Here is a 23,106-nt window from a genome sequence, read left to right on the forward strand (position 1 = left end):
ATTAAAATAATAATAAGATACCAGCATTGCCAGTGAAGAAAAGAATCATTTCACTAATTTTGCATTAAATTATTTTTAAATTCCTTCCTCATTTCCCTAACGGTGTCAATTGGGGATAATTATTCATGTACTTTCCACCTATTTTTTCTCAATGTTTCCCTTTGATTATTGAACAATACGGCCCCGTTAACACAATAAACAACTTGCAAAATGACTGCTCCGATATACAAGAAAAGCACCCGTTAGTTTAATTACAACCCTTCACAATCTGTTGATAGTTAAACACAATTAAGCATCTTCCCAATAGAATTATTTAATAAAGAAGAGGTAAGACAATCAGTATTTTTTCTCTAATAAATATATCAATCTTTCTTTTACTGACTCCCATTCACTATCGATAATACTGTAAAATATATTGTCGTGAATGGTACCGTCTGCCTTTACCCTATGTTTACGAAAAGTTCCCTCTTTTGTTGCCCCTATTCGTTCAACTGCTTTTTGAGAACGTAAGTTTTGTCCACTAACTGAAAATTGAACGCGAATTACTTTTAATTCTTCAAAACAATACTTAAGTAATAAAGATTTACATTCTGTGTTTACCTTTGTTTTCCAAACTTCTGGAGAAAGCCAAGTCCAACCTATTTCCACATTACGATTTACTTTATCAATATCGCCAATACGAGTTGTACCTATTACTTGCCCTGTCAGTTTATCCTTAACAATAAAAGGTATTTGTTTACCGTCCTTTTTATTGTTAACAGCTATCATTATTATTTGTTCTAAATCCTCCACTGTGTTAACTTCTCGCCAGGTATATTTCCATACGTCAGGACTTTTTAAAGCTTCAAATAATAGTTCCTTATACTTCATCTCGAGAGGAATAAGAGAAATTGAATTTCCTTCTAGAGATATATCTGTTTCAATTATCATAGAAATAATGTCTCCCTTTTTAAGTAAATAGTAAAATAGCTTTTTACCTATTAATTCCATACGAAAAAGGATTACTCCTCCTTGAAAGTTCTAATTCTTCTTAAACTATACTGCCAGTTAGCTCAACAAGAAAAGATCCACATGGCTTACAAATGGATCTTCAACTCTTGCACTTGTTAGCCATCCATGCAGCACAAAGTCAGCGCAGTACCACAGAGAATGAAAATGGGTAGGAAGTGTCAATACTGATACTGACCTTAATCCAGTCAACCCTATTCCATAGACTTATTAATTAACGCTCTCCTCTTTTTTTTAAACGATTGAGCAGGGTCTTCTTAAGTATTGTCATTTTTCTATTCTTGAAGAAACTTATTTTCATGGTAGTTAAACAACAGAAGGTTTCTTAGTCAAGAACCGCTCCAATCGTATTACGGTATTAAATTACCTATCATAAGATTCGAGCTTCAAATTAAATTCTTCAACATCCTTGCCTCTTGCGTTGGAAAACCCTTATCTTCAGAGATGATTTTAAACCCGCATTTTTCCAATACCCTAATGGAGGCGAGGTTATCTTTAGCGGCACGAGCATAGAGCGGGCGTACCTTAATATACTCCAGAAACTCTGACAACGCTTTAGTTGCAATACCATGACCCCAATATTCCTTCCCAATCCAGTAGCTTACTTCAAGTTCGCCGAACTGTTCAAAGTTCGAGACGTGTCCAGTGACAATGCCATTGAATAATATAGTCTTAATTGTGATAGTCTCGTCAGCGACAATTTTTGTCCAATGGTCAAAAAATGCGTCCTTATCAGTGGGGTCTTTAGCTGTAAAGGCAGCCATATAGTTCGCCGTTGAATCTAGTTGTTGTTCGAAAAAGATAGGAAGATCTTCCTCTGTGATATCTCGTAGCTTCACTTCGCCTTTGCTAATGGATTCCTTATAATTCACAAGCTCCTTAACATATTTTTGAATTTAAATTCTTCCAAGTTTAGAGAAATTCCTTCTTCAACTAACCTGCCCTGTAGTTGAACAAAGAGTAATCACCTGATTAAGTCATTGATCTCGTTGTATTTTTAAAAATTAATTATTCACTAAAATTTATGTTATTGTCTAGACACCATTCAATCGCAATTTGTTTAAATCGTTCATCACGATAAGAATACCATTTGTCCTCAATTTCAAAATCAATGATTTTGTCCTTAAACCTCCTAAAGGCGCCCTTACCCTTAATTACACTTAATAATATATCTTGTATTCTTTGATCACTAACAGTTAGGCAAAATTCTTCCAACATCTCATATTCTTTTAGTTCATATTTTGTTGGGAGTTCCTTGTAATTCTCGAAGTTTTCCACTACATCATTAGCAATTTTTCTTTCTTCTTGTTCCCAATCAGGTAAATGATCGAATGGTTCTTCATCTTCAGCAGCTCTTAAGTCATCAGATGTTACTACAATTATTTCGCCAGTTTTAATACTCAGAAATGTCCGAGACTCTTCAATCTGTATCTCCATTTCTTCAATAATAGCTTGAAGCTTTACTTGAATATTCATTATTATTGGATCATCCTCTATATATTTTTACTAATGCCCCCGTTAGTTTAAGTAGAAAAAATATTATTATCTATTTGAAGTAAGTCTAAATGGTTATGATTTAATAGGTCTAATTTTCAATTACAATTTCTCCTTCACCTTTTGGTGTTTGGAAACCATTTAGATAAGAAGCTAAAATTTCTTCTGTAATAGGAAACGCATTAGCATCCATTCGTTTATTTCGAATCTTTAACCGTTGACGCAAATCATCAGGATGAACTTGTAAGTAAATTAGTTTCCATTTACCGCCAGACTTTTCAATAAGTTGTTTATATTGATCCCTTCTTATACGATCCCAAAAACTGAAGTCAATTACCACCTGTTGTTTATCGTGAATTAACTTGATTAAATGATTGCGCAATTTTCTTTCTGCATCTTTCTTGTATTCCTCAATCTTTTCAATTGGGAAATCAATCCCGTAACGACCATTAGTAGCCCATATTTCTTCATCAATAGAAAGACGTACAAAACCTTCTTTTTCTAATAATTGTGAGAATGTAGTCTTCCCAGAACCAGACACGCCACACATCATTACCACCAGAGGGGTGAAATCATCTCGTTCACGATAAATTAAGTCAAAATTAAACTTTCCAAACATCTGGATACCCCCATTTTGATATGAATTGCATCATAATCCTAAATTAGTTCTGAATCGCCTTTTAAACTAAACTGCTTCTTTATAACAATAAGGGCATTAATCCCTTCCTGATACAGATAGGTAAGCCTTTGAAGTTATCGCTGGCTTTTCCCCCTGTTCACACCGTACGTGCGACTTTCACCGCATACGGCGTTCCAACTAATTCAATTCATTTAATCATTAACACTCATCATTTCATCATTTGTGTCTCAGGGTTCGATCCGATAAGAATCGGTTGAATATCTGGGATTTCTTCTATTGATAGAGTCAAAGGAATCACCATGGTAAAGGTCATCAGTATGCAGGCAAGAGTCCGAAGGTAAACAGTAGCTTCGGGACCGCTATCAGAATCAAACCAAGTACCACAGGTGCGCCAACCACCCCGAGGACGGCGTAGCCTCTTCGTGTTCCGTACCGCCGCGAGTAGGAGACGGCCAGGAAACCAAAGCCAGCAGCGGCCAACAGGAACATAATTACGTAGCCGATGCCTGCCAGATCGATTTGGTCGGCAGTGCCCGCAAACCCGGAGATCATGCCCAGCGCCTGCGTCACGCTTCCCAGGGCATATAAGCCGAGCGTGGCGAAAGCTCCCCACAACAACACGGTCATGATGGCCGGTAGGTGAAGTTTCTGGATGTTCACAACCGACAACAACGCCACAGCCGCGCCCAATGTCTTAAATCCAACGACAAGCCAGTTCATCACCGTGATACCGGCCGTGTACTCGGCAAGTGGACCCCTTGCGAAATAGTCTGTGACCTCGAAGACGATATTGACCACCGCAAACGCAATGCACCACAGAGCCACCAGGACCCCGATCACTGTAACACCTGGCCCCGGGGATGTCCGTGGCACCTGACTTGTTATTAAATGCGTTTTCATTCTAAATATTCACACTCCTTTGATTATCTTACCTTTGATGATACATGAGAAGTGTTTTATAATAACGGTTCCGGAGTTCTATTTATAACTACATCTAGCGTCCTGTTTATATCTACGTCTTTAAAAAATTTCTTCGTCAATATTCCAGTTAATCTCCTCAGCATAGCTCACACCCCTTATTCAACAAGTGCAATCTTTCATAAACACCATACTATCATTACTATAAGTATTTATTCTGTCTTGATATTCTTCCTCCATTAAATGGCCCGATTGCTGAATATCAATTCGAGAAGAATATTTAATTACAAATTGTTTGATATTTACTTTTTAAGCAGCTCCACTACACCAATTCCCTCTACAATTAGTTTTAGGTTTTTGGAATTTTATAAGATGTTATTGGGAAGTTCGTTGAAATAATCGTTTCATTATTCTTTATGTCCATATTAAACCCACTACCTGAATAATATTCATTTCCATTTTCATCTATGATTTTCATACGATGTGCAAAAGTATTTTCATTTTCATATGTCCCATCCAATGAAAATGTTTGATTTAATGATGTTGGGTTTGCAGTGGCTGTAAAAACTTGGATAATAGATTGTTGATCCTGCATGGCATAGTGAATAGTCAAATTTTCTTTTGCATTATTTAAGTTGGCTACTGACAGTACCCATTTTCCATCAATTTTCTTGATTTTCTCTGGTCGGAAAACTCCCTAATAGGGGATCGGTCTGTTTTTTTTACAAATTTTTCATAAATTGATGTAAAATTCACAAAACTTATTGTAAACTTTACCTTACATTATGAATACAATGCATTACAAGATGTAAAATCGACCATACAGGAGGTGTAAGTCATGACCTATCAAGAAAAGAAAAGTATCGTATCATTGATCAGTGCCACACTTATTTTCGTATCTTATTGCTTGTACATGTACCCTCAGTATCCTGAAGAGGGTCTGGAGTCGATTGAAACCTTTCGCTATTTGGGATCCTTCGTCCTCATCTTAACTCTAGTTTCCATAGTTGCGCACATCATTATCAGCATTATTTTTAACATTGTCTTTAGAATTACGACGAGAGAAAAGGAACCTAAATTTGCGGATGAACTGGATAAATTGATTGAGTTGAAAGCGTTCCGAAATTCTTTTTTTGTGTTTATCCTCGGCTTTCTTATTGCAATGGGATCACTGATCATTTATCAGCCGTTACAGGTAATGTTCATTATCCTGATCATTTCAGGATTCATTTCCGATGTGACCGGCTCCATTACGAAATTTTATCACTATCGGAGAGGAGTGTAAGAGTGGGCAAAAATCTTGTCGGCAATCATATTCGAAAATTACGATTCAACCATGATGAAATGACCCAGCAGCAGTTGGCTGACAAGGTGGGAGTAACAAGACAAACGATTGTGGCTCTCGAAAAGGGAAACTACTCCCCATCTTTAGAACTGGCTTTTCGAATTGCTCATGCCTTTAACTTACCTTTAGAAGAGGTATTCTTTTATGGGGACAACACCAAAGTTTAAGAAATAGCTTTAACGTTTATGAATTTATTAAAAGGCGGAGATAAAATGAATTCAAACAAAAAAGCGGCAAAAATTGTGGGAGTACTATTTATACTTGCAGCCGTAACGGCAATAATAGGTCTAACTTTATACGATCCCATCCTAAACGGTCCCGATTACCTGATTAAAGGTAGCGAACATGCCAACCAAGTGATACTGGGAGCGCTTATGGAGTTAATTCTTGTCGTTTCAGTGGTTGGTACGGCAACGGCCATGTTTCCAATTTTACGAAAATATAATGAAACAATTGCTCTTTGGCATGTTTGCTTCAGATTTCTTGAAGCGGTTATCATTACGGTTGGTGTAATCAGTGTTCTGTCCCTGTTGACCTTAAGCCGGGAATTTGTAACAGCAGGAGCCCCGGATAGCACCTCTTTTCAAGCTTCAGGTATTTTATTAAAAGCAGTACATGACTGGACCTTTCTGCTTGGGCCACTTTTCATGCTGGGTATCAATACGATGATGTACAGTTATCTATTTTATAAATCCAAGCTCGTGCCCAGGTTTAACTCCATCTTGGGTATGACAGGGGCAACTTGTGTTTTTATTTGTGCCTTGTTAGTCATGTTCGGTGTTATTGAACAAATTTCTATTTTAGGTGGTCTATTGGCCCTACCTGTAGCAGCTAATGAAATGATTTTAGCAGTATGGCTCATAGTTAAAGGTTTCAACGGCTCTGCAATAGATTCCCTGGATGCAAAAAAGACAGTGCAGTGAAATCTGCATTTCTAGAATTTTGAATATTAATTTTTTATGGGATGTATTCGAAGATTCTCCGCTCGAACCCGTATTTTAAGGCAATTAAAATAATCCATTTTGAAAAATAGATTGATCAAAATGGATTACTCTTTTGGAGATTTGAATATAGTTCTTATAAAAAATTTTAATCATATTCTACTTGTTTTGTTCCACAATCGCGCCCGATCGTATTATAAGGTCAGCCAGAAAATATTTCTGGTTGACCATTTTTTATATCGATATATGATAACGGTAGCCAGGGTAGAACGTTCGCGCCCGTGGGGCTAAGACCCCGTCCGCAAAACAGTTCGCCCCCTACTTGTAGAAACATGTTTGAGGCTGGTTGGGACAATGATCTCGTATAACAAGCGAAGCTATGACACTATGAGGAGGATTTAGGGGTTACCGGCTATTATATTTTTGAAGGAGGAATTTTAATGAATCCAGTCGTTGGTCTGGATGTGGCAAAAGGTGAAAGTCAGATTCAAGCATACTTGGAAAGAAAGAAGCCCTACAGGAAAAGTTTCAAAGTAAAACATGATCTTGATGGGTTAGCTAGTTTATTAGATTTTATTAAAGAAATAGAAGATATTTCAGGAGAACGTCCCCCTCTTGTAATGGAATCAACGGGTCATTATCACACACCGGTTGTTCAATATTTTGAGGAAAAAGGCTATTTAATCATTATCGTAAATCCACTAATCTCTTATAAAGCAAAAAGTTCTAGTTTGCGAAAGGTAAAAACAGATATCATTGATGCCAATCACCTCTGCGAGCTGTATTATAAAGAGGATTTAGAACCTTATAAAAAGCGCGGTATCCAACTTATGAACTTACGTCATCTTACGAGACAGCACGATAATATTACAGGCATGTTTGTACAAACCAAACTACAATTTCAGGCAGTATTGGATCAAGTTTTTCCTGAATATAGTAAGGTTTTTGGAGACTTATATTCGGATGTTTCTTTAAAAACATTACAAGCATTTCCTACTTCAGAAGATGTCTTGAAAGGTGATACTGAAAGATTAACAACTAAAATAAAAGAATTCTGTAATACTCGTTCACTACAATGGGCAAACAAACAGGCTGAAAAGCTAATGACTGCCGCAGCTCAAAACCCTTTTCAGAAGGCTTTATACTCTAGTCTTGCCCTTAGCTTAGATATGTATATTAATATGCTCTTTGAATACAAAAAACATCTATCCATGCTTGAAAATGAGATAGATGCTTTAGCAAAAAGTATTGAAGAATCTAAGATTATCCGATCAATTCCCGGTATCGGTGAAAAAATCGCAGCCACGATTATTTCTGAAATTGGGGAAATTGAAAGGTTTAATCACCCTAAGAAACTAGTCGCATTTGCTGGTCTTGATCCAAGTGTCTTTGAATCTGGCACATTCAAAGGTACTTACAATCGAATTACCAAAAGAGGCTCTAGCAGACTACGTCAAGCTTTGTATATGGCTGTTAAATGTGCTATTCGTGACTGTCGCAAACAGAAAACAACGGATGAGATCCTTCCTCGTAATAAGAAATTACGAGCGTTTTATGATAAAAAACGGGAAGAAGGAAAACCTTTTAGAGTAGCTGTGATAGCTTGTTCAAACAAACTCTTACATTGGATTTATGCACTTTTAAAAAACAAAACATCTTTCCTAGATTTAGCTTGATTTAACAATTTAACCAAGTAGTCCAGAACCTTCCAAATATAGTGTTTGGACGGTTATTTGGTATGCACAAATTTAGTATAACATGATATTTTTTATATTTTTATTGAAAAATGTTGACAACTATTGGCTGGTTTTGTGGAATAACAAGATAGTGATTACTATTTTTTACTTGTTAAACTAAAGCCCTGGTTAGTTCAATAAAGATACAATTTATTTTTTAAACGTCTTGTCCAACGATAATTTTCCAACCCTTTTTTTGTTTTTGAACTGGAAATGTAAGTTCATTCAAGTTCCCATCAGAAACAATTTCAACCGTAGCCTTGAATTCAGTTTCACTAACTTGTTTAACCTCTACTAATTTTGTATTAGTTATATCATCATCAATATTTGAATACTCTTTCATTTGTTCCTCTTTATCAGGAAATCTTAAATCGTCGGAGTATTTAACCAGTGCTAATATATCTTTTGACTCTAAAGCCTCTAAATAATTATTTACTACTCCTGTTACTTTTTCCTCGTTGTTAGACTTGCTTCAGAAGAACAACCAGATAAAATTATTAACATTAAAATTACTGAGGCTATTATTTTTCTAATTCTAAACATCCCCTTTTAATTTTATATGTTAAATTATACCACAATCTATCAACTAAGCTGCTCCATTAGTTTAAGTACATTTATTCACAATCTACGCTTTACAATTTAACGCGATATTCAATAATCTGTCCCTTTAAATAAAAAAGACGCGTTCCTAAATAAACGCGCCCGATTATAGAAGAGAATTAATATTATTTAGGCTGTTGAAGGGAGCTTGTGCTTATCAAACAGTTCGTTCAACAAGGAAGTAGAAATACTGAAGCAACTATGCAACCTCTTGAACGGTTTGCTTTAATATCTCTCAACTATCCATCTTACCTATAATCTTTATGAGATCCGTCAACTCACAGATTTCATACGTTGGCTTAATTCCTGTATTGTTTTCCTTAAGATGCGGATTGAACCAGCAGGTATCAATCCCGTAATTTATTCCTCCCTGAACATCAGAGGTCAAAGAATCACCCACGATCAACACTTTGGTTTTATCTGTAATCTGTAGTTTGGAAAACGCATAATCGAAAATACCCTTTCCGGGCTTCTGAAATCCAGCCTCTTCAGAAATAATAATATGCTCAAAAGTATTACAAAGAGGAGAGCGCCCGATTCTTGATGTCTGCACATCCGTGAATCCGTTTGTTATAATGGCCAGCCGACAGCCTGCAAGATTGTCATATAATTCTACGGCTCCCTGTACAAGATGTGTTTCCTTGCCCAAATATCCGAGATAAATACTGTTGAAGGTATCTGCGTTGATTTCAAGCTCATGCGTAAGGAACAATCTCCTAAATCTCTCTACTCCCAGTTCTGATAAAGTAGTAAGCTCCTGTTCCAAATCTCTCCATAATACCTTGCTAATCTCTTTGTAGTTGGCTTCATATTCCGCCAAGCCCGTAGGCAATCCGAACTCTACAAAAGCTTTATTTAGTGCTTCTCTTTCCGACATACTGAAGTCAAATAATGTATCATCAATATCGAAAAATATGATTTCGTATTTCATAGCTACCTCCATTAATCATTATCGACCTAATTTAGACACTTATCTTAATTCATTTCATAACAATAACATTGATGAACTCTCTTCCTCTAGCTCAATATGGCATATTTCATAATCTGGCCCTTAAATTGAAAAGAGGCGTTCCTAGATAAACGCGCCCTTTAATTGAAAAAATATTTATGTACTGGGATATTCTAATTTTCAGAGCATTTATCCCAGTTGAATCGCTTAATTCGAATCTTTTTGGCCTTCTTTTCATCCACTGACATAACGACCCATACTTCACCAATTTTACTTAACTTCTTTTTAACATTGTTTCCATCAATTTTCTTATAAAGAAAATAACCTTCTTTTCCTTCTAAGCCGCTCTTTAAAAATAGTCGCCTTGAACCATTACTACTTCCGACAAATAAAGACTGTAGCGACATCTTGTCAGAATGGTCATTAAGCTTCTCCCCTACTTTTAACATCAAGTCATCAGATATAAATTCTTGATACTCTGATAAATCTAAGTTAAAGCTTTTAACAATATCTTTTAACACCTTATTATTAAATTCTTGATATTCTTTTTCAAATTCTTCTATACAAACGCTTTTAGGTGGTTTTTCTTCTTTTACAGAATTAGCAAAAACAGTTTCATTATTTACTCCATAAATTAAAATAATTGATATTAACAATAAATTAGAAAACTTTTTATTCATTTACATCAACCTAACTATTTTAGGCTTATTTTCACCGGATCAATAACAATTATCCTTTTTCAAACAAAATGTTTTACTTGAGTAACTCCCCATTTTCCCCCCATTCCAGATTTGGTCCTAAAATGAAAATAAGCGCTGATCCTTGTTCTCTAGGAAAGCGCCCGATTGTTGAATATCGATTCTCTATTGCATAGTATCGTTGAAATGCGATACATTAAATCGCCCTCGTTATGGTATAATCTTCCATGAGGAGAGTGAGAAAATTATGTATATGGCTAGTTCTCTTTTTCTAGCTCTAATAATTTCATTACTGCTATTGGGTGCTGTTTCATTTACTCTTTTTATTAGAAGGCTGCTTATTAATAGTAAGGTGAATTATAGTACTTCTGATGATATTAACAAGAAATTAGATAAAATTATTGAATTACTTGAAAAGCAATCTAAATAAACTTTGCTATTTTGATGCTCTAAAATTGAGCATTTTTTTATTTCAACAATTTCACATTTTGTTCTACTACGTAATATAAAGTTACTCCACAATCTGGCCCGATACAAAAAGAACGCCTTCTTCAAGAATGTCGCCCTATTCTGGAATAAGAAAATAAACTGGAGTCTTAATCATATTTTCAAAAAAACATTCATGAAATTTCCCTCTCAACCCAGGAGTAAAAATTCTTTCTCCCTGCCATAATATAGATACCGCTAACATCCTGTTTTAATTTCTCACTTCCAGGAGTACCTAGTGTCGAGAATTAATTAAATTCACCACTTAGTTAATTTTGCAGTTTTATAATGATCGTTAAGTTCTTCTGAATGAATTTAAGTCACTTACTCCACCAACGCTAATTCCGGGAACATTTATTATACAAATTGATACAGTAGTTGGGGGATAAATGACCTTTATTTAACAAAAGTTGCTTCATACAAAATTCACATTTTTGTAATATACTAATCGATGAAAATAAATAGTAATATTTATTTTATATTATAGATTGAAGTCTAGGAGGATTTATTTTGAAACGTATTTTTACCGCAGCAGCAGCAGTTTTACTAGCAATGTCTATTTCTACAAGTGCGTTTGCTCACTCGCATATAGGGGGATCAAATCCAGCAGATGGTGAGGTTGTAACGGAACCATTAAAAGAAATAGTTCTTGAATTTGATGGTAAAATTGAACAGGGTAGCTATATAGATGTAAAAACGACAGAGGGAAAAGCAATTAAACTACAAGATATTATTATTGGTGATGGTACATTAACAGGTACTGTTGTTGAGCCACTTCCAAATGACGAATATCAAGTAAATTGGAGTATTATTAGTGCAGACGGTCACCCATTAGAAGGTGAATTCTCATTTACTGTAAATGCGCCAGTTCCTGAATCTGTGGAAGAAGTAACAAAGGAACCGTCAGAAACAACTAAATCAGTTGAGAAATCGACAGAAGATCATGAAAAAGCAGCTTCAGCGGATAAAGAAGAGAAAGAATCATCTTCTATGTCAGCTATTCTTATTGTTCTTTTAGTTATCATTGTAGCAGGTGGTTTCTTCTTACTAACTAAAAGAAAGAAATAATAAATGAATATATTAGTAATTATTAGTCAGACGCTTTTATATTTATGCTTTTCGGTCTTAGTAGGAAGTTTTATCCTTTTACTTGTCCCAAGCAAATATCGTCCTGATATTAGAATTCCAAAGCGCTTATTACTTATTAGCGCCATTATGCTACCTGTTTTCGCATTTATTCCTATACTAGAAATTATATTATATATTTCTCCACGCTTAGGTTTATTTGAATCGTTAAAAATTGTTTTAACAACCTATACAGTTGGGACTGCATGGGATTTTACCCTTCTCGGTTCTAGTGTGTTAATACTACTAATTGCCTTAGCGAAATCTAATGAAAAGAACATTTTCTCTATATTAGGAGCATTTCTAACATTTGGATTAATATTAACAGTTGCTTGGTCAAGCCATGCAAGCGCTGTTGATCCAATAATAGGAATTATTAGCGATTTTATTCATTTAGCAGCTGTCAGTATTTGGGTTGGGGTTTTACTTATGATTGGCTGGTGTTCACTCAATCATAAAAATTGGCTTGAATTTTTAAGCTGGTTTTCACAGGTCGCTATTGGCTGTTTAGTTGCTACAATTCTTAGTGGTGTGTTCTTAATGGATATAATGGTGGACGGGTATATTGATTCGTGGATGGTTTCATATGGACAAGGGTTATTAATGAAACATTTATTCCTACTGCCACTTGTTTTTTATGCATTAGTGAATGGTTTCATTGTAAAATATAAAATTTCAAAAGATGCTACATTCAATCCAATCCCTTGGATTCGTGTAGAAGGCTTTATTTTATTTACAATCTTTACAATTACAGCAGCTTTTTCGCAACAATCACCACCTCATGGCAATTATTTAACGAGTGATGCGGTATCACCTTTATTCAGTCTATTTCACGATGGCATAATCGATTCTGGTACTACAATTGGCTTTTCTGTAAACTTAAATACTGTATGGTTCTTTTTTATTTCTATCCTATTTATGGGGTTAATTGTATTATCATTTTTCAAAAAAGCATCGATTATTATATCTTTTCTCTTTAGTTGCTTATTCGTAACGAGTATATACTTTATGATAATGGTGACTGTGGTAATTCGCTAAAAAGAGTGAGACTCTAAAAGTAGAGTCTCACTCTTTTTTTGATTTTTAATTATGGATACTTTTAAAGTAGTTTTTCTCATCCACAAAGGAAGGAAAATTTCATCACATTCTGCTTCTAGAATTTCATTTATATATCCGATTCCTTTTGAAAGTGTTATTCCACAATATGGCCCGATCATATTAAAAGGTCCCGTCTTTACTGGGGATTGTTGGTTGGTTCTACCTCTATAAGCCTCGCCACAGACGAATTTGGTTTATTCTTTGTGTGGTCGGTATAATCGTTGGTCTTGTTACAGGTTTGTTAGGTGTCCGTTTCGCATAATTTGGAAAGTGTTATATTTACTCCAATTTCAATTCTAATATAAACAAAAGAGGTGCGTATTGCACCTCTTTTTTAGTGGTTTTGCCCTTTAAACATCGCGCAATCCCCTCTATTATAAATCCATGTGTAATTACGTTGAACTCATTTGTTCTATTTTGAGACAAAAATCAATGACGGGTCAATTGATTACCGCAGATAACGTGCAAATCCTATAAAGATTCACTTCCACTTTCATTTCAGCTTTTTCAAATGCTTCAGTTTCTCTGGATTAACTATGTTGTATAAAGCAGAAAGTTTATCGTCATCGAATTGAAATGCCAATACATATAAAATCTGATTGTCCGCCTTTATAATCATTCCCGGTTGCCCGTTCACATCCGCTTCCATGAAAATCAAATTGGATGGGATTTTACGGTAGACACCCATTAAAAAGGCAACGGCTCGTTCAATTCCAAAGATAGGACGCAAGTTTGCTTTCGCTTTACCTCCTCCGTCGGAATAAATAGTGAAGTCATCTGATAAAATGGACAAAAGTTTTTCGATGTTGTTTCTTTGAACTGCCTCTATAAAGTCACGCACAGTTTCTTCTTTTTGACCCCTATCTCCCCCCTCTTTCGGGGATAAATCGCCGACTTTTTGTTTCGATCTGCTTTGGATTTTTCGGCTGTTATCAGGAGATTTACCGATTAATTGTGCAATCTCATCGTAAGAATAAGAGTAAACTTCCCGCAGAAGGAACACCACTCTTTCCACCGGATTTAAGTTTTCAAGTAGATGTAAAAAAGCGATGGATAACTCCTCATTGGCAATCGCCCGGTCTGCCGGATCCGTCCCCTTTCCGTTAATGATCGGTTCCGGTAACCAGGAGCCAACATACACTTCTCTCCTCTTTCGGGCAGAACGCAGGAAGTCAATGCTAAGGTTTGTTGTGACCTTCCATAAATAACTTTTCACATGATGAATCGAATGCAAAGAAACTTGATTCAAATTCAAAAAAGCTTCTTGCACGATGTCTTCTGCATCGGTCACACTTCCCAACATGCGATAAGCAAGCGAAAAAAGAACCGATTTATAAGATGAGTAAACTTCGGTCATATCATCATCAGGTGGAAGATGTTTAGATTCAGATCCGTCCGGCATTCAAAGCACACCCTTTTGTTTATGATTACACTCTATTCTAAATTTTAGCACAATTTTTGATCCAATAGGGCTATTCTATCCGTTGGGACGAGATCGTTTCATCTCGTCCCGGTGATCATCTCCCCTTTTTTTGCTTTGCCCAATGCACCCAAACATTGTAACAAAGCGGAGTACTGTTCCTCCTTTCTGTTGGCAAGACCGATCGGACTCCCCAGTTTGTTGGGGAAATAAATCGATCGGGGTACTCCCAAAGCATTTGTCGTTTCGGGTAACAGGGTTACTGTGATTGTCGCTATTCCCTGCTTTTCCAATTCTCGTGCGATCAGTCCCACGGACCGATGACAGTGGCTTCATGCAGGAGTCAGAATGGCCACATCCACCTGGTCATTCACAAGACTGCGCGCAACTTCCGGTCCTGTTTTTTCAACCAACGGAGAGGTATCATGAATTCCTCCCTGAAAACTGAAGTGACGCGGAGCGATACTCCCTACTTTACCTTCCCGTTGCATGCGGTGAAGAGTGGCTAAAGGAAACATGATTTCCAAATCAACCTTTACATCGCTATGATCATAAAATAAATGACTGATCACCGTTTCACTTGAGGGGGTATCTGAGGGAATCACACGATAGGAGCAATCCCCCTTGGAATCGTTCAAGTCAAATGGGGGTTGGCTTTTCAGGATGATGCCTCCCGTGGTAATGAGAGCCACCCGACTTTCCTCAATCGGCCTTTTTAATGGAGCCCAGGGAACATCACCACTCCTTTCTCTGCCCAATTTCATACTTTTCATACTGATTCGATCAATTAATTTGGGGTATTTCTCAATCAATTTACCCATCAATTTCGATTGAGCAAGCGTGAATATTACCTTTCTGCCAAAGCCAACCTTGGAAGATGAATGAATATTTGCCATAGAATATGCCTCCTTTTCATTTTCAACCTGTTTTATCTTTCACACATAGTGACGAAATAGGAGGGGGATTTGTGACATGGCAATGAGAATTTATTAAAAAAACCTATCATCAGATAGGTTCTATAAATTACAGGTAATACTTTAAATTCAGCTTTTATTTTTTATTCGACGAAACCGGGTGCCAAGTCCCCGATGAAGGAGAATATGTTTCTCTTTCCCGATTGTACCATTGTCAGAATCATGTAACATATGATACTAAAGAATAATGAAATTAGCATCGTATGGAGCAGCAAGGCGAACATATTCAATTGGCATAGGGGGAGCTTTTCAGAGCGTTACTTCCTCATTCGACTCCTCGACATAACCCTTCAGTTATAGAAATCTAAAACTGCCTGGTCAGCAGCTTTATTTGCTTCTGCTGCATATATTTTTTCTTGCTCCACAGCTAATTTTGACTCTTTGTCATCGTCTATTTGGGCATGCTCGGCGGCTATTGCTGCTTCAATCCCAGCAATGATAAAAGGGCATTGTTCTTAAAACAATGCCCTATAAATGAAGTATTTACTTTTCATGTAGTAAGTAACATACACAGTTAAGGGAGGAGATGATACAATCCCCTCCCCTTTGATTCATTTCATGCTTCCAGCTTCTCAATAAATCGCTTCATCCGTTTTACTGCTTCTTGAAGCTGCTCCAAAGAGGTAGCGTAGGAGCAACGGATATGCCCTTCTCCACTTTCCCCAAAGACATTTCCAGGCACAACGGCCACAGCTTCTTCCATTAAAAGTCTTTCTGCGAATTGTTCTGAGCTGAGTCCAGTAGATTCAATAGAAGGAAATGCATAAAAGGCTCCCCCTGGTGAATGACAGGTCAAACCAATTTCATTAAAGGATTGGACAATATAATTTCGTCGTCTTCTGTAGCTTTTTACCATCTCATCCACATCAGAACGGCCGTTTTTCAGCGCCTCAATGGCGGCAAATTGAGCCATTGTCGGTGCACACATAATCGCATATTGATGAATTTTTAACATAGCTTGTGATAATTCCACCGGTGCACAAATAAATCCGAGTCGCCAGCCAGTCATGGCAAACCCTTTTGAAAATCCTGAGATTAGAATCGTACGTTCCTTCATTCCGTGTATGGAAGGAAGACTAGTATATACCTCATCATAGACAAGCTCCGCATATATTTCATCTGCTACAACAAGCAGATCATATTTCTCTGCGATCTGTGCAAAGTCTTCTAGTTCTTTTTTATTTAACATTGAACCTGTTGGATTATTAGGTGAACATAGGATAATTGCTTTTGTCTTCTCTGTAATTACCTCTTCCAATTGTGAAGGCAATATTTTGAAATCATTCTCTTTAAACGTCTGCACAAAAACTGGCACTCCACCTGCTAATTCAACCATTGGAGCATAAGAGACATAGGATGGTTCAATGATGATTACTTCATCACCTGGGTCGAGAATGGCTCTCATCGCGATATCAATTGCTTGACTTGCACCGACAGTCACAATGATTTCTGAACTAGGTGAATAAGCTACATCAAATTGATTTTTCATATAATGGGCAATTTCTTCACGCAGCTCTAAAAAACCAGCATTAGCCGAGTAAGATGTATACCCTTGTTCCATTGATAATATCGCAGCTTCCCTTACCGACCAAGGTGTAACAAAATCCGGTTCACCTACACCAAGAGAGATGACCCCTTCCATTCCAGCTGCTAAATCAAAGAATTTTCGTATTCCTGAAGGTTTTAATTCCTGTGCTATTTTTGATAAATAATTTTTATTCATTGTTTTCATTACGGAGACACCACAATTCGTTTGTCGTCATCCATTGCTTCAAAAATAGTGCCGTCATGTTTATATTTTTTTAATATAAAATGTGTTGTTGTGGAGATAACAGATTCAAGGGTTGATAGCTTTTGAGAAACAAATTGAGCTACCTCATTCATTGATTTCCCTTTTATGCATACAGATAAATCATATGTACCTGACATTAAATATACAGAATCCACTTCTGGAAAACGATAAATTCTCTCTGCAATTTCATCAAATCCAACCCCACGCTTAGGCGTTACCTTTACATCAATCATGGCAGTTAAGCCAGCATGACCTTCCACTTTCGCCCAATCGACCACTGACATATATTTAACGATGACTTTTTGGTCTTCTAATCTTTTAATAGCTTCATTTGTTTCTTCAGTACTCATATTGACCATTTTCGCAAGGTCTTCACTATTAATGCGAGCATCTTTTTCCAAAATCTCAACAATCTCTAGTTCCTTCTCTGTTAGCTTCATGGAAAAACCTCCAAATGTCTTAAAAATATTTTTATTATATCAAAATAATTAAGTATACGAAAGAACTTCTCGAAGCAAATTTATACTATAAGACGAATTGACAATTTATTATAACCATGATAAATTTATCTTGAATTAAAGATATTTTAATTAAAGAGATGCATTTAAGAAATATAAGCTTTGTCATTAGGAAAATTATCATAAATAATTCTTAACGGAGGAAATTTCCATGAACCATTTAAAAGGAATCCATCACGTAACAGCTATTACAAGCAGTGCAGAAAAGAACTACGAATTTTTCACTCATGTATTGGGTATGCGTTTAGTAAAGAAGACTGTTAACCAAGATGATATTCAAACCTACCATTTATTTTTTGCAGATGATACCGGCAGTGCTGGTACAGATATGACCTTCTTCGACTTCCCTGGCATACCAAAAGGAGTGCACGGAACGAATGAAATATCGAAAACATCTTTCCGAGTTCCAAATGATGCAGCATTGGACTATTGGGTTAAGCGTTTTGATCGATTAGAAGTCAAACATACAGGAATTAAAGTACAATTTGGTAAAAAGACTCTATCCTTCGTTGATTTTGATGATCAGCACTATCAATTAATTTCAGATGAAAATAATAAAGGAGTCACGTCAGGCACTCCATGGCAAAAAGGCCCAATCCCTCTCGAATTTGCTATTACTGGATTAGGTCCGATCTTTGTTCGGATCGCTAATTTTGACTATTTTAAAGAAATGTTGGAAAAGGTTCTTTTATTTAAAGAAATTGCTCAGGAAGAATCATTTCATTTATTTGAAGTAGGAGAAGGAGGTAATGGTGCACAGATTATTGTTGAGCACAATGCGATACTTCCAACTGGAAGCCAGGGGTTTGGGACTGTTCACCATGCAGCATTCCGTGTAGAAGACCGTTCTGTTTTAGAGGAATGGATCAACCGACTTGAAAACTTTGGATTCAATACATCTGGATATGTAAACCGCCACTTTTTTGAGTCCTTATATGCAAGGGTTGCTCCACATATATTATTTGAGTTTGCTACAGATGGTCCTGGCTTTATGGGCGATGAGCCTTATGAAACACTTGGAGAAAAGCTATCACTTCCTCCTTTCCTAGAACCTAAGCGTGAACAAATCGAAAAGCTTGTTCGCCCGATTGATACAGTGAGAAGCACGATTCATTTTGAAAAAGAATAAACAAAAAAGTGCCTGGACTCCCCTATTTCTTCTGGGGAGTCAGGCATTTTTAATTTACTATTCTGTAGATCTTTTTGTATTGAAAAACTGAAAATAACTTTTAGTTTACATAATAATATTATCGTATATCATAAATCTGTTTTACCTTACCTCAAACAGTTGAATATTTCTTTTTTATTTAGCAAACTTTTCTTTCCAAATTAAATCGATTTATTCCCTAGTTTACATAATAATATTATTAGATATTATCATTCTATTTTAGCTTTCTCCAAACAGTTGAATATTTCTTTAATATTTAGCATCTTCCTCTTTTTCAATTAAATCGAATGTTAATTTCAATTATGGTAAAGTCCCTTTTTCAAAAAATTGATTTCTTTAATATAGTTTTCTATCGCTTCTTCATAGGATATATCCCTTGAATATTTAGCAACAATATTACGAAAAGTAACTGCAGTGATGATTTGCAAGACATGAATTAATTCACTATTATCCGAAATATTCAATTTTGACTTATCAATTTCAGTGCAAAATTCCTTGAAAGCCTCATTCATTTCTTCTTCTGTGAAGCTTCTCGCAAAAGTAGTTTCAATTTTATATGTCATGTTTAAAAACGTGTTTTTTAAGAAATGGATGTTTTCGTCTTCCCTTATGATTAACTGAAAAAATTCAATCATTGTTTCAAATAAATCGCCATTATTTTTTTTAAGCATAAATAGAAAAGAAGTCTTATTTTCCTTCACAACCGCATTTAATAAAAAGAAAAAGGCATCCTCTTTATTTTCAAAGTATTGATAGAAGCTCCCTCTTGGAATATTGGCCGACTTGATGATATTCGTAATCGAAGCTTCATACAACGGTACTCTGGAAAACTCTTTCATCACTGCATGAATTAACGTTTCCTTCTTATCCTCTGGTAAATTATAAAATGTAATTTTCGGCAAAATACTCACTCCTTTTACTAAATCTCACTTGTTCTCCGAATAAAGATCTGGTATTAAAAAGTCAATTGGGAGATGATATCTTTCATTATTGAGCATTAATTCATGTATGTTTTCCTCATCACTACTCGTTTCTTTAATTTTCAACATTTCTTTTTGAATGCTTTCCATTTTCGCATCTAATTGTGCAGCTGAATTAGCTGCTTCCTTCAGATCATCAATGATCCTTTGAGGTACTTTTGAATTATATTTATAGTAAATTTTATGTTCTAAGCTAGCCCAGAAATCCATTGCGATCGTTCGGATTTGAATTTCCACATAAACATGGTCTTCCCTGTCAGACATAAAAATTGGAATTTGCAAGATTAAATGAAGGCTTTGATACCCATTTGGTTTTGGGTTTTTAATATAATCTTTGCAATCAATTAATGTAATATCTTTTTGTTGCTGTAGCATATTACTTATTTCATAAATATCTGAGATAAAGGAACAAGTTATACGAATCCCCGCAATATCTCGTATATTCTCTCTAATGGAAGGCAAAGAAAATACATGGCCCTTCCTTTGAGACTTTTTTAATATACTTTCTGGAGATTTTAGACGCGACTTAACATGTTCGATAGGATTATAATCATGGATATATTGAAATTCTTGTTTTAATATATCTATTTTCGTATTCATTTCCTCTAATGCAAATTTATAAGACATCATAAATCGAATCAATTCTGTTTTTAAAGCTTTCATATTATCAAATTTGATAGGCGTTTGTTCTTTCATGTTTTTCTCCTCTAGGTAGATTTCAATGTCATTTTCTTATTTCCAAGAATTATATTTTAGATTCGGCATTCAATACTCATTATAGATTTTTGTGACATGTTGTCACTTTTTTCTATAGCATAATAATAAATGACACTGTGTCACTTGTCAAATATTTTGTGGTATTGTGTCGTTTTTTGTCGGAGAAATAGTGAATTGATTCGTTTGAAAATATGGGTACATTTACATATTATTAAGGAAGAGAACTTGTGCTTTATTTCAAATCAAAATTGAAAGGAAGTGGAAAATGATTTTCAAACCTATATCGGAATCTGTCGAATTAAAGCTACTTAGACTATTAAAAAGGCGAATGAATTTATCAACGAAGGAAAAACAAAATTATTTAAACCTTGAAAAAGGCTTCGAAGGTGAACAAAAGTTTGCTTTTTTCCTGGAGAATCTCTCTAGTGAATGGATTATTTTAAACGACTTGTTGCTAAAAAAATAATACTTTATTTCAAATTGATACACTACTAATCTCACAACATACCATATATCTTTTTGAGGTAAAAAATTATGAAGGTGATTTCTATATTGACGATAACATCTGGTACTCGACGAATGGAAATGAAATAAAAAATCCATTGCTTCAATTGTCCCGATGTGAATCATTACTTCGACGATCACTACAGGATTTTGGGATTAACATTTCAATAGAATCAAACATAATCTTCATCAACCCCGAGTTTACATTATTTCAAGCCCCCTTAAACTTACCTATCATTCTTCCAACACAGCTTAATCGATTTATGAAAAAATTAAATATGGTGACATCAAAACTAAATGAAAAACACATCAAATTGGCTGAACATTTAGTATCTGAGCATAAAAATGAATCTATTTACACAAAACTACCCGAATATGACTATCAACAACTTAACAAAGGCATAACTTGTACATCGTGCAATTCTTTTTTGTCTCCATTTAGTTACAAGGAATTGGTTTGTGATGAATGTGGTTGCAAAGATAACCTTGAATCTGCTGTTATGCGAAGTGTTGAGGAATTTAGCCTTCTTTTTCCAGAAAAAAAAATCACAACCAGTACTACCCATGAATGGTGTAAGGTGATTGATTCAAAGAAGGCAATCAGAAGGATTCTAATGAGGAATTTAATACTATTCAATCATAGAAGGTTTTCATATTTTGTTTTTCGAAACCAAGATAGTTAGAAAGAAAGTAAAAGTATCTGAGATGGATTCTCTTTTTCTGATATTGAGCATGATTAACTCTTCTTTATGACCGCTTTGATAGGGATTTCCTTTTTCCGGTCACATTGAGCTCTTCTTTGTGACCGGTTTGGTGGCGATCTCCTTTTTGCGGTCACATTGAGCTCTTCTTTGTGACCGGATTGCTGGGGATCTCCTTTTTCCGGTCACATTGAACTCTTCTTTGTGACCGGTTTGGTGGGAGTTTCCTTTTTGCGGTCACATTGAGCTCTTCTATGTGACCGGTTTGGCAGGGATCTCTTTTTTGCGGTCACATTGTGTTCTTCTATGTGACCGGTTTGGTGGCGATCTTCTTTTTGCGGTCACATTTATGACGAGAATAAGATGTTATATTTGGGAACACTAAAATGAGGTGTTTTCTATGAAATTTTATATTGGATTATTGTTAGCAGGTCTTCTTATGTTTCACCCTATCATTGCAGGAGCTGAGATTGAAGGATATGAAATTGTTAGTAGGAACGACAAAGAGAATATAACACTGTACGCTAAGAAAATAAATGGTTTATTTAGGGATTTCAAAATCAATTTCAAAGAGGGAATTTACTTAAGACCTTTTTGGATTAGCGATACAAACCCTACCTATGCTCCACAAATTATCTACAAAGACATCAACAAAGACCAAAATAAAGAGTTAATCATAATCTTGACAAAGGGTTATGGTACAGGTGTCTTATGGGAAGATGTTTATGTTTTTGACACACTGAATAATCGTTTAAACGTAAACGAAGTGATTGTTGATAATCCTTTAGCAATTATTCATAAGAACGTAAAAACTAAATTATCGTCTGAAAAAGCGGAGATCATTGTCGGTAACAAAAAATGTACAGTTGAAATACCCCCTTTAGAAATCAAACCCGAAAACTTATTTGATGATATAGGTTTTGGAAGCATTATCGATTACGAAGTTAGAGACAATCAACTAATTGTAAGTGTTGCTGGACAAATATCTCCAGCCAGTTTTGTTGGAAGTATTGTCATTGTTTATGAATATCGAGACAAAATGTATCAAGCAAAATCGATTGAATTTCAACCTTGTAAATAAAATCTTCCTAAGGGGGAAACCACTTTAATGAGTTTCCCCATAATAATGTTTATTTATCAACATTAATGTTTAACTGAGCATTTTTGTTGTCCGGTAGAGCTGATAACAAGAGCCAATAAAGTGGGGCCATTTTTATATGAAACATTCCGGATTCGCACATGATAAAACCTCAACCCTTCTAACCATCATAAAGGATTGAGGTTTTATCTTATG

General features: G+C 35.6%; 25 protein-coding genes and 1 pseudogene. 11 read left to right on the forward strand and 15 right to left on the reverse strand.

What is annotated here, in order from left to right; genetic code table 11:
- Positions 1-336: 336 nt before the first annotated feature.
- The 6 genes and pseudogenes from FSZ17_RS12495 to FSZ17_RS12520 all read right to left on the reverse strand — a co-directional run bounded on the left by FSZ17_RS12495 (position 337) and on the right by FSZ17_RS12520 (position 4,673).
- Positions 337-990 carry a GNAT family N-acetyltransferase gene (locus FSZ17_RS12495; protein WP_228460186.1) on the reverse strand — a complete coding sequence of 218 codons (654 nt, stop codon included), beginning with the start codon at positions 988-990 and terminating at the stop codon, positions 337-339.
- A 381-nt stretch (positions 991-1,371) separates the two neighbouring features.
- Positions 1,372-1,880 (reverse strand): annotated as a pseudogene (locus FSZ17_RS12500) (GNAT family N-acetyltransferase).
- 136 nt (positions 1,881-2,016) lie between these two features.
- Complete coding sequence (locus FSZ17_RS12505) at positions 2,017-2,484, reverse strand: UPF0158 family protein (protein ID WP_057776407.1); 468 nt, start codon at positions 2,482-2,484, stop codon at positions 2,017-2,019.
- Positions 2,485-2,593: 109 nt separating this feature from the next.
- Positions 2,594-3,121 (reverse strand): P-loop nucleotide/nucleoside kinase family protein, encoded by a 528-nt coding sequence (locus tag FSZ17_RS12510; protein WP_057776405.1) that lies wholly within the window; start codon positions 3,119-3,121, stop codon positions 2,594-2,596.
- Positions 3,122-3,454: 333 nt separating this feature from the next.
- Complete coding sequence (locus FSZ17_RS12515; protein WP_057776403.1) at positions 3,455-4,042, reverse strand: hypothetical protein; 588 nt, start codon at positions 4,040-4,042, stop codon at positions 3,455-3,457.
- A 367-nt stretch (positions 4,043-4,409) separates the two neighbouring features.
- The gene (locus tag FSZ17_RS12520; protein ID WP_057776401.1) at positions 4,410-4,673 is read right to left on the reverse strand and encodes a hypothetical protein; all 264 of its coding nucleotides are present in this window, start codon (positions 4,671-4,673) and stop codon (positions 4,410-4,412) included.
- A 225-nt stretch (positions 4,674-4,898) separates the two neighbouring features.
- On the opposite strand from FSZ17_RS12520, the gene FSZ17_RS12525 reads away from it, so the two are divergent.
- The 4 genes from FSZ17_RS12525 to FSZ17_RS12540 all read left to right on the forward strand — a co-directional run bounded on the left by FSZ17_RS12525 (position 4,899) and on the right by FSZ17_RS12540 (position 8,022).
- Positions 4,899-5,345: a hypothetical protein gene (locus FSZ17_RS12525; protein ID WP_057776399.1), complete on the forward strand. Its 447-nt coding sequence runs from the start codon at positions 4,899-4,901 to the stop codon at positions 5,343-5,345.
- A 2-nt stretch (positions 5,346-5,347) separates the two neighbouring features.
- The gene (locus FSZ17_RS12530; protein WP_057776397.1) at positions 5,348-5,572 is read left to right on the forward strand and encodes a helix-turn-helix transcriptional regulator; all 225 of its coding nucleotides are present in this window, start codon (positions 5,348-5,350) and stop codon (positions 5,570-5,572) included.
- A gap of 45 nt (positions 5,573-5,617) precedes the next feature.
- Complete coding sequence (locus FSZ17_RS12535; RefSeq protein ID WP_057776395.1) at positions 5,618-6,328, forward strand: DUF4386 domain-containing protein; 711 nt, start codon at positions 5,618-5,620, stop codon at positions 6,326-6,328.
- Positions 6,329-6,786: 458 nt separating this feature from the next.
- Entirely contained in the window at positions 6,787-8,022 is a 1,236-nt protein-coding gene (locus FSZ17_RS12540) for an IS110 family RNA-guided transposase (RefSeq protein ID WP_057776996.1), read from the forward strand.
- Positions 8,023-8,239: 217 nt separating this feature from the next.
- Here FSZ17_RS12540 and FSZ17_RS12545 read toward each other — a convergent pair whose 3' ends face one another.
- The 3 genes from FSZ17_RS12545 to FSZ17_RS12555 form a co-directional block, all read right to left on the reverse strand.
- On the reverse strand, positions 8,240-8,425 hold the full coding sequence (locus FSZ17_RS12545) for a hypothetical protein (protein ID WP_057776853.1): 186 nt from the start codon (positions 8,423-8,425) through the stop codon (positions 8,240-8,242).
- A gap of 492 nt (positions 8,426-8,917) precedes the next feature.
- Entirely contained in the window at positions 8,918-9,613 is a 696-nt protein-coding gene (locus FSZ17_RS12550) for a YjjG family noncanonical pyrimidine nucleotidase (RefSeq protein ID WP_057776854.1), read from the reverse strand.
- A gap of 191 nt (positions 9,614-9,804) precedes the next feature.
- Positions 9,805-10,311, reverse strand: coding sequence for a hypothetical protein (locus tag FSZ17_RS12555; RefSeq protein WP_146846460.1), 507 nt, complete (start codon positions 10,309-10,311; stop codon positions 9,805-9,807).
- Positions 10,312-10,576: 265 nt separating this feature from the next.
- On the opposite strand from FSZ17_RS12555, the gene FSZ17_RS12560 reads away from it, so the two are divergent.
- From FSZ17_RS12560 to FSZ17_RS12570, 3 genes are all read left to right on the forward strand, one after another.
- Positions 10,577-10,759 carry a DUF4083 domain-containing protein gene (locus FSZ17_RS12560; RefSeq protein ID WP_082625457.1) on the forward strand — a complete coding sequence of 61 codons (183 nt, stop codon included), beginning with the start codon at positions 10,577-10,579 and terminating at the stop codon, positions 10,757-10,759.
- Between the two features lie 566 nt (positions 10,760-11,325).
- Complete coding sequence (locus FSZ17_RS12565; RefSeq protein WP_057776855.1) at positions 11,326-11,883, forward strand: copper resistance CopC family protein; 558 nt, start codon at positions 11,326-11,328, stop codon at positions 11,881-11,883.
- A 3-nt stretch (positions 11,884-11,886) separates the two neighbouring features.
- A complete protein-coding gene (locus FSZ17_RS12570; RefSeq protein WP_057776856.1) occupies positions 11,887-12,978 on the forward strand; it encodes a copper resistance D family protein in 1,092 nt (363 codons plus the stop codon).
- Between the two features lie 553 nt (positions 12,979-13,531).
- Here the strand turns inward: FSZ17_RS12570 and FSZ17_RS12580 are convergent.
- From FSZ17_RS12580 to FSZ17_RS12595, 4 genes are all read right to left on the reverse strand, one after another.
- Positions 13,532-14,440: an RNA polymerase sigma-70 factor gene (locus FSZ17_RS12580; RefSeq protein WP_057776858.1), complete on the reverse strand. Its 909-nt coding sequence runs from the start codon at positions 14,438-14,440 to the stop codon at positions 13,532-13,534.
- Between the two features lie 350 nt (positions 14,441-14,790).
- Positions 14,791-15,354, reverse strand: coding sequence for a glycine/sarcosine/betaine reductase selenoprotein B family protein (locus FSZ17_RS12585; protein ID WP_057776860.1), 564 nt, complete (start codon positions 15,352-15,354; stop codon positions 14,791-14,793).
- Positions 15,355-15,988: 634 nt separating this feature from the next.
- Positions 15,989-17,164: an aminotransferase gene (locus FSZ17_RS12590; RefSeq protein WP_407643407.1), complete on the reverse strand. Its 1,176-nt coding sequence runs from the start codon at positions 17,162-17,164 to the stop codon at positions 15,989-15,991.
- Positions 17,164-17,664 (reverse strand): Lrp/AsnC family transcriptional regulator, encoded by a 501-nt coding sequence (locus FSZ17_RS12595; protein ID WP_057776861.1) that lies wholly within the window; start codon positions 17,662-17,664, stop codon positions 17,164-17,166. The genes FSZ17_RS12590 and FSZ17_RS12595 overlap by 1 nt, the downstream gene beginning before the upstream one ends.
- A gap of 229 nt (positions 17,665-17,893) precedes the next feature.
- On the opposite strand from FSZ17_RS12595, the gene FSZ17_RS12600 reads away from it, so the two are divergent.
- Entirely contained in the window at positions 17,894-18,871 is a 978-nt protein-coding gene (locus tag FSZ17_RS12600) for a ring-cleaving dioxygenase (protein ID WP_057776862.1), read from the forward strand.
- A gap of 335 nt (positions 18,872-19,206) precedes the next feature.
- Here the strand turns inward: FSZ17_RS12600 and FSZ17_RS12605 are convergent, their stop codons facing one another.
- On the reverse strand, positions 19,207-19,812 hold the full coding sequence (locus tag FSZ17_RS12605; protein ID WP_057776863.1) for a TetR/AcrR family transcriptional regulator: 606 nt from the start codon (positions 19,810-19,812) through the stop codon (positions 19,207-19,209).
- Positions 19,813-19,836: 24 nt separating this feature from the next.
- On the reverse strand, positions 19,837-20,586 hold the full coding sequence (locus FSZ17_RS12610; protein ID WP_057776864.1) for a GTP pyrophosphokinase: 750 nt from the start codon (positions 20,584-20,586) through the stop codon (positions 19,837-19,839).
- A 286-nt stretch (positions 20,587-20,872) separates the two neighbouring features.
- On the opposite strand from FSZ17_RS12610, the gene FSZ17_RS24000 reads away from it, so the two are divergent.
- The 3 genes from FSZ17_RS24000 (at position 20,873) to FSZ17_RS12620 (ending at position 22,893) form a co-directional block, all read left to right on the forward strand.
- Positions 20,873-21,073, forward strand: coding sequence for a nuclease-related domain-containing protein (locus FSZ17_RS24000; RefSeq protein WP_322107581.1), 201 nt, complete (start codon positions 20,873-20,875; stop codon positions 21,071-21,073).
- Positions 21,074-21,116: 43 nt separating this feature from the next.
- Entirely contained in the window at positions 21,117-21,794 is a 678-nt protein-coding gene (locus FSZ17_RS12615) for a nuclease-related domain-containing protein (protein ID WP_322107613.1), read from the forward strand.
- Positions 21,795-22,212: 418 nt separating this feature from the next.
- Complete coding sequence (locus FSZ17_RS12620; RefSeq protein ID WP_057776865.1) at positions 22,213-22,893, forward strand: hypothetical protein; 681 nt, start codon at positions 22,213-22,215, stop codon at positions 22,891-22,893.
- The last annotated feature ends 213 nt before the right edge of the window (positions 22,894-23,106 follow it).

This window comes from Cytobacillus dafuensis, from assembly GCF_007995155.1.
GTDB classification, from domain to species: Bacteria; Bacillota; Bacilli; order Bacillales; family Cytobacillaceae; genus Cytobacillus; species Cytobacillus dafuensis.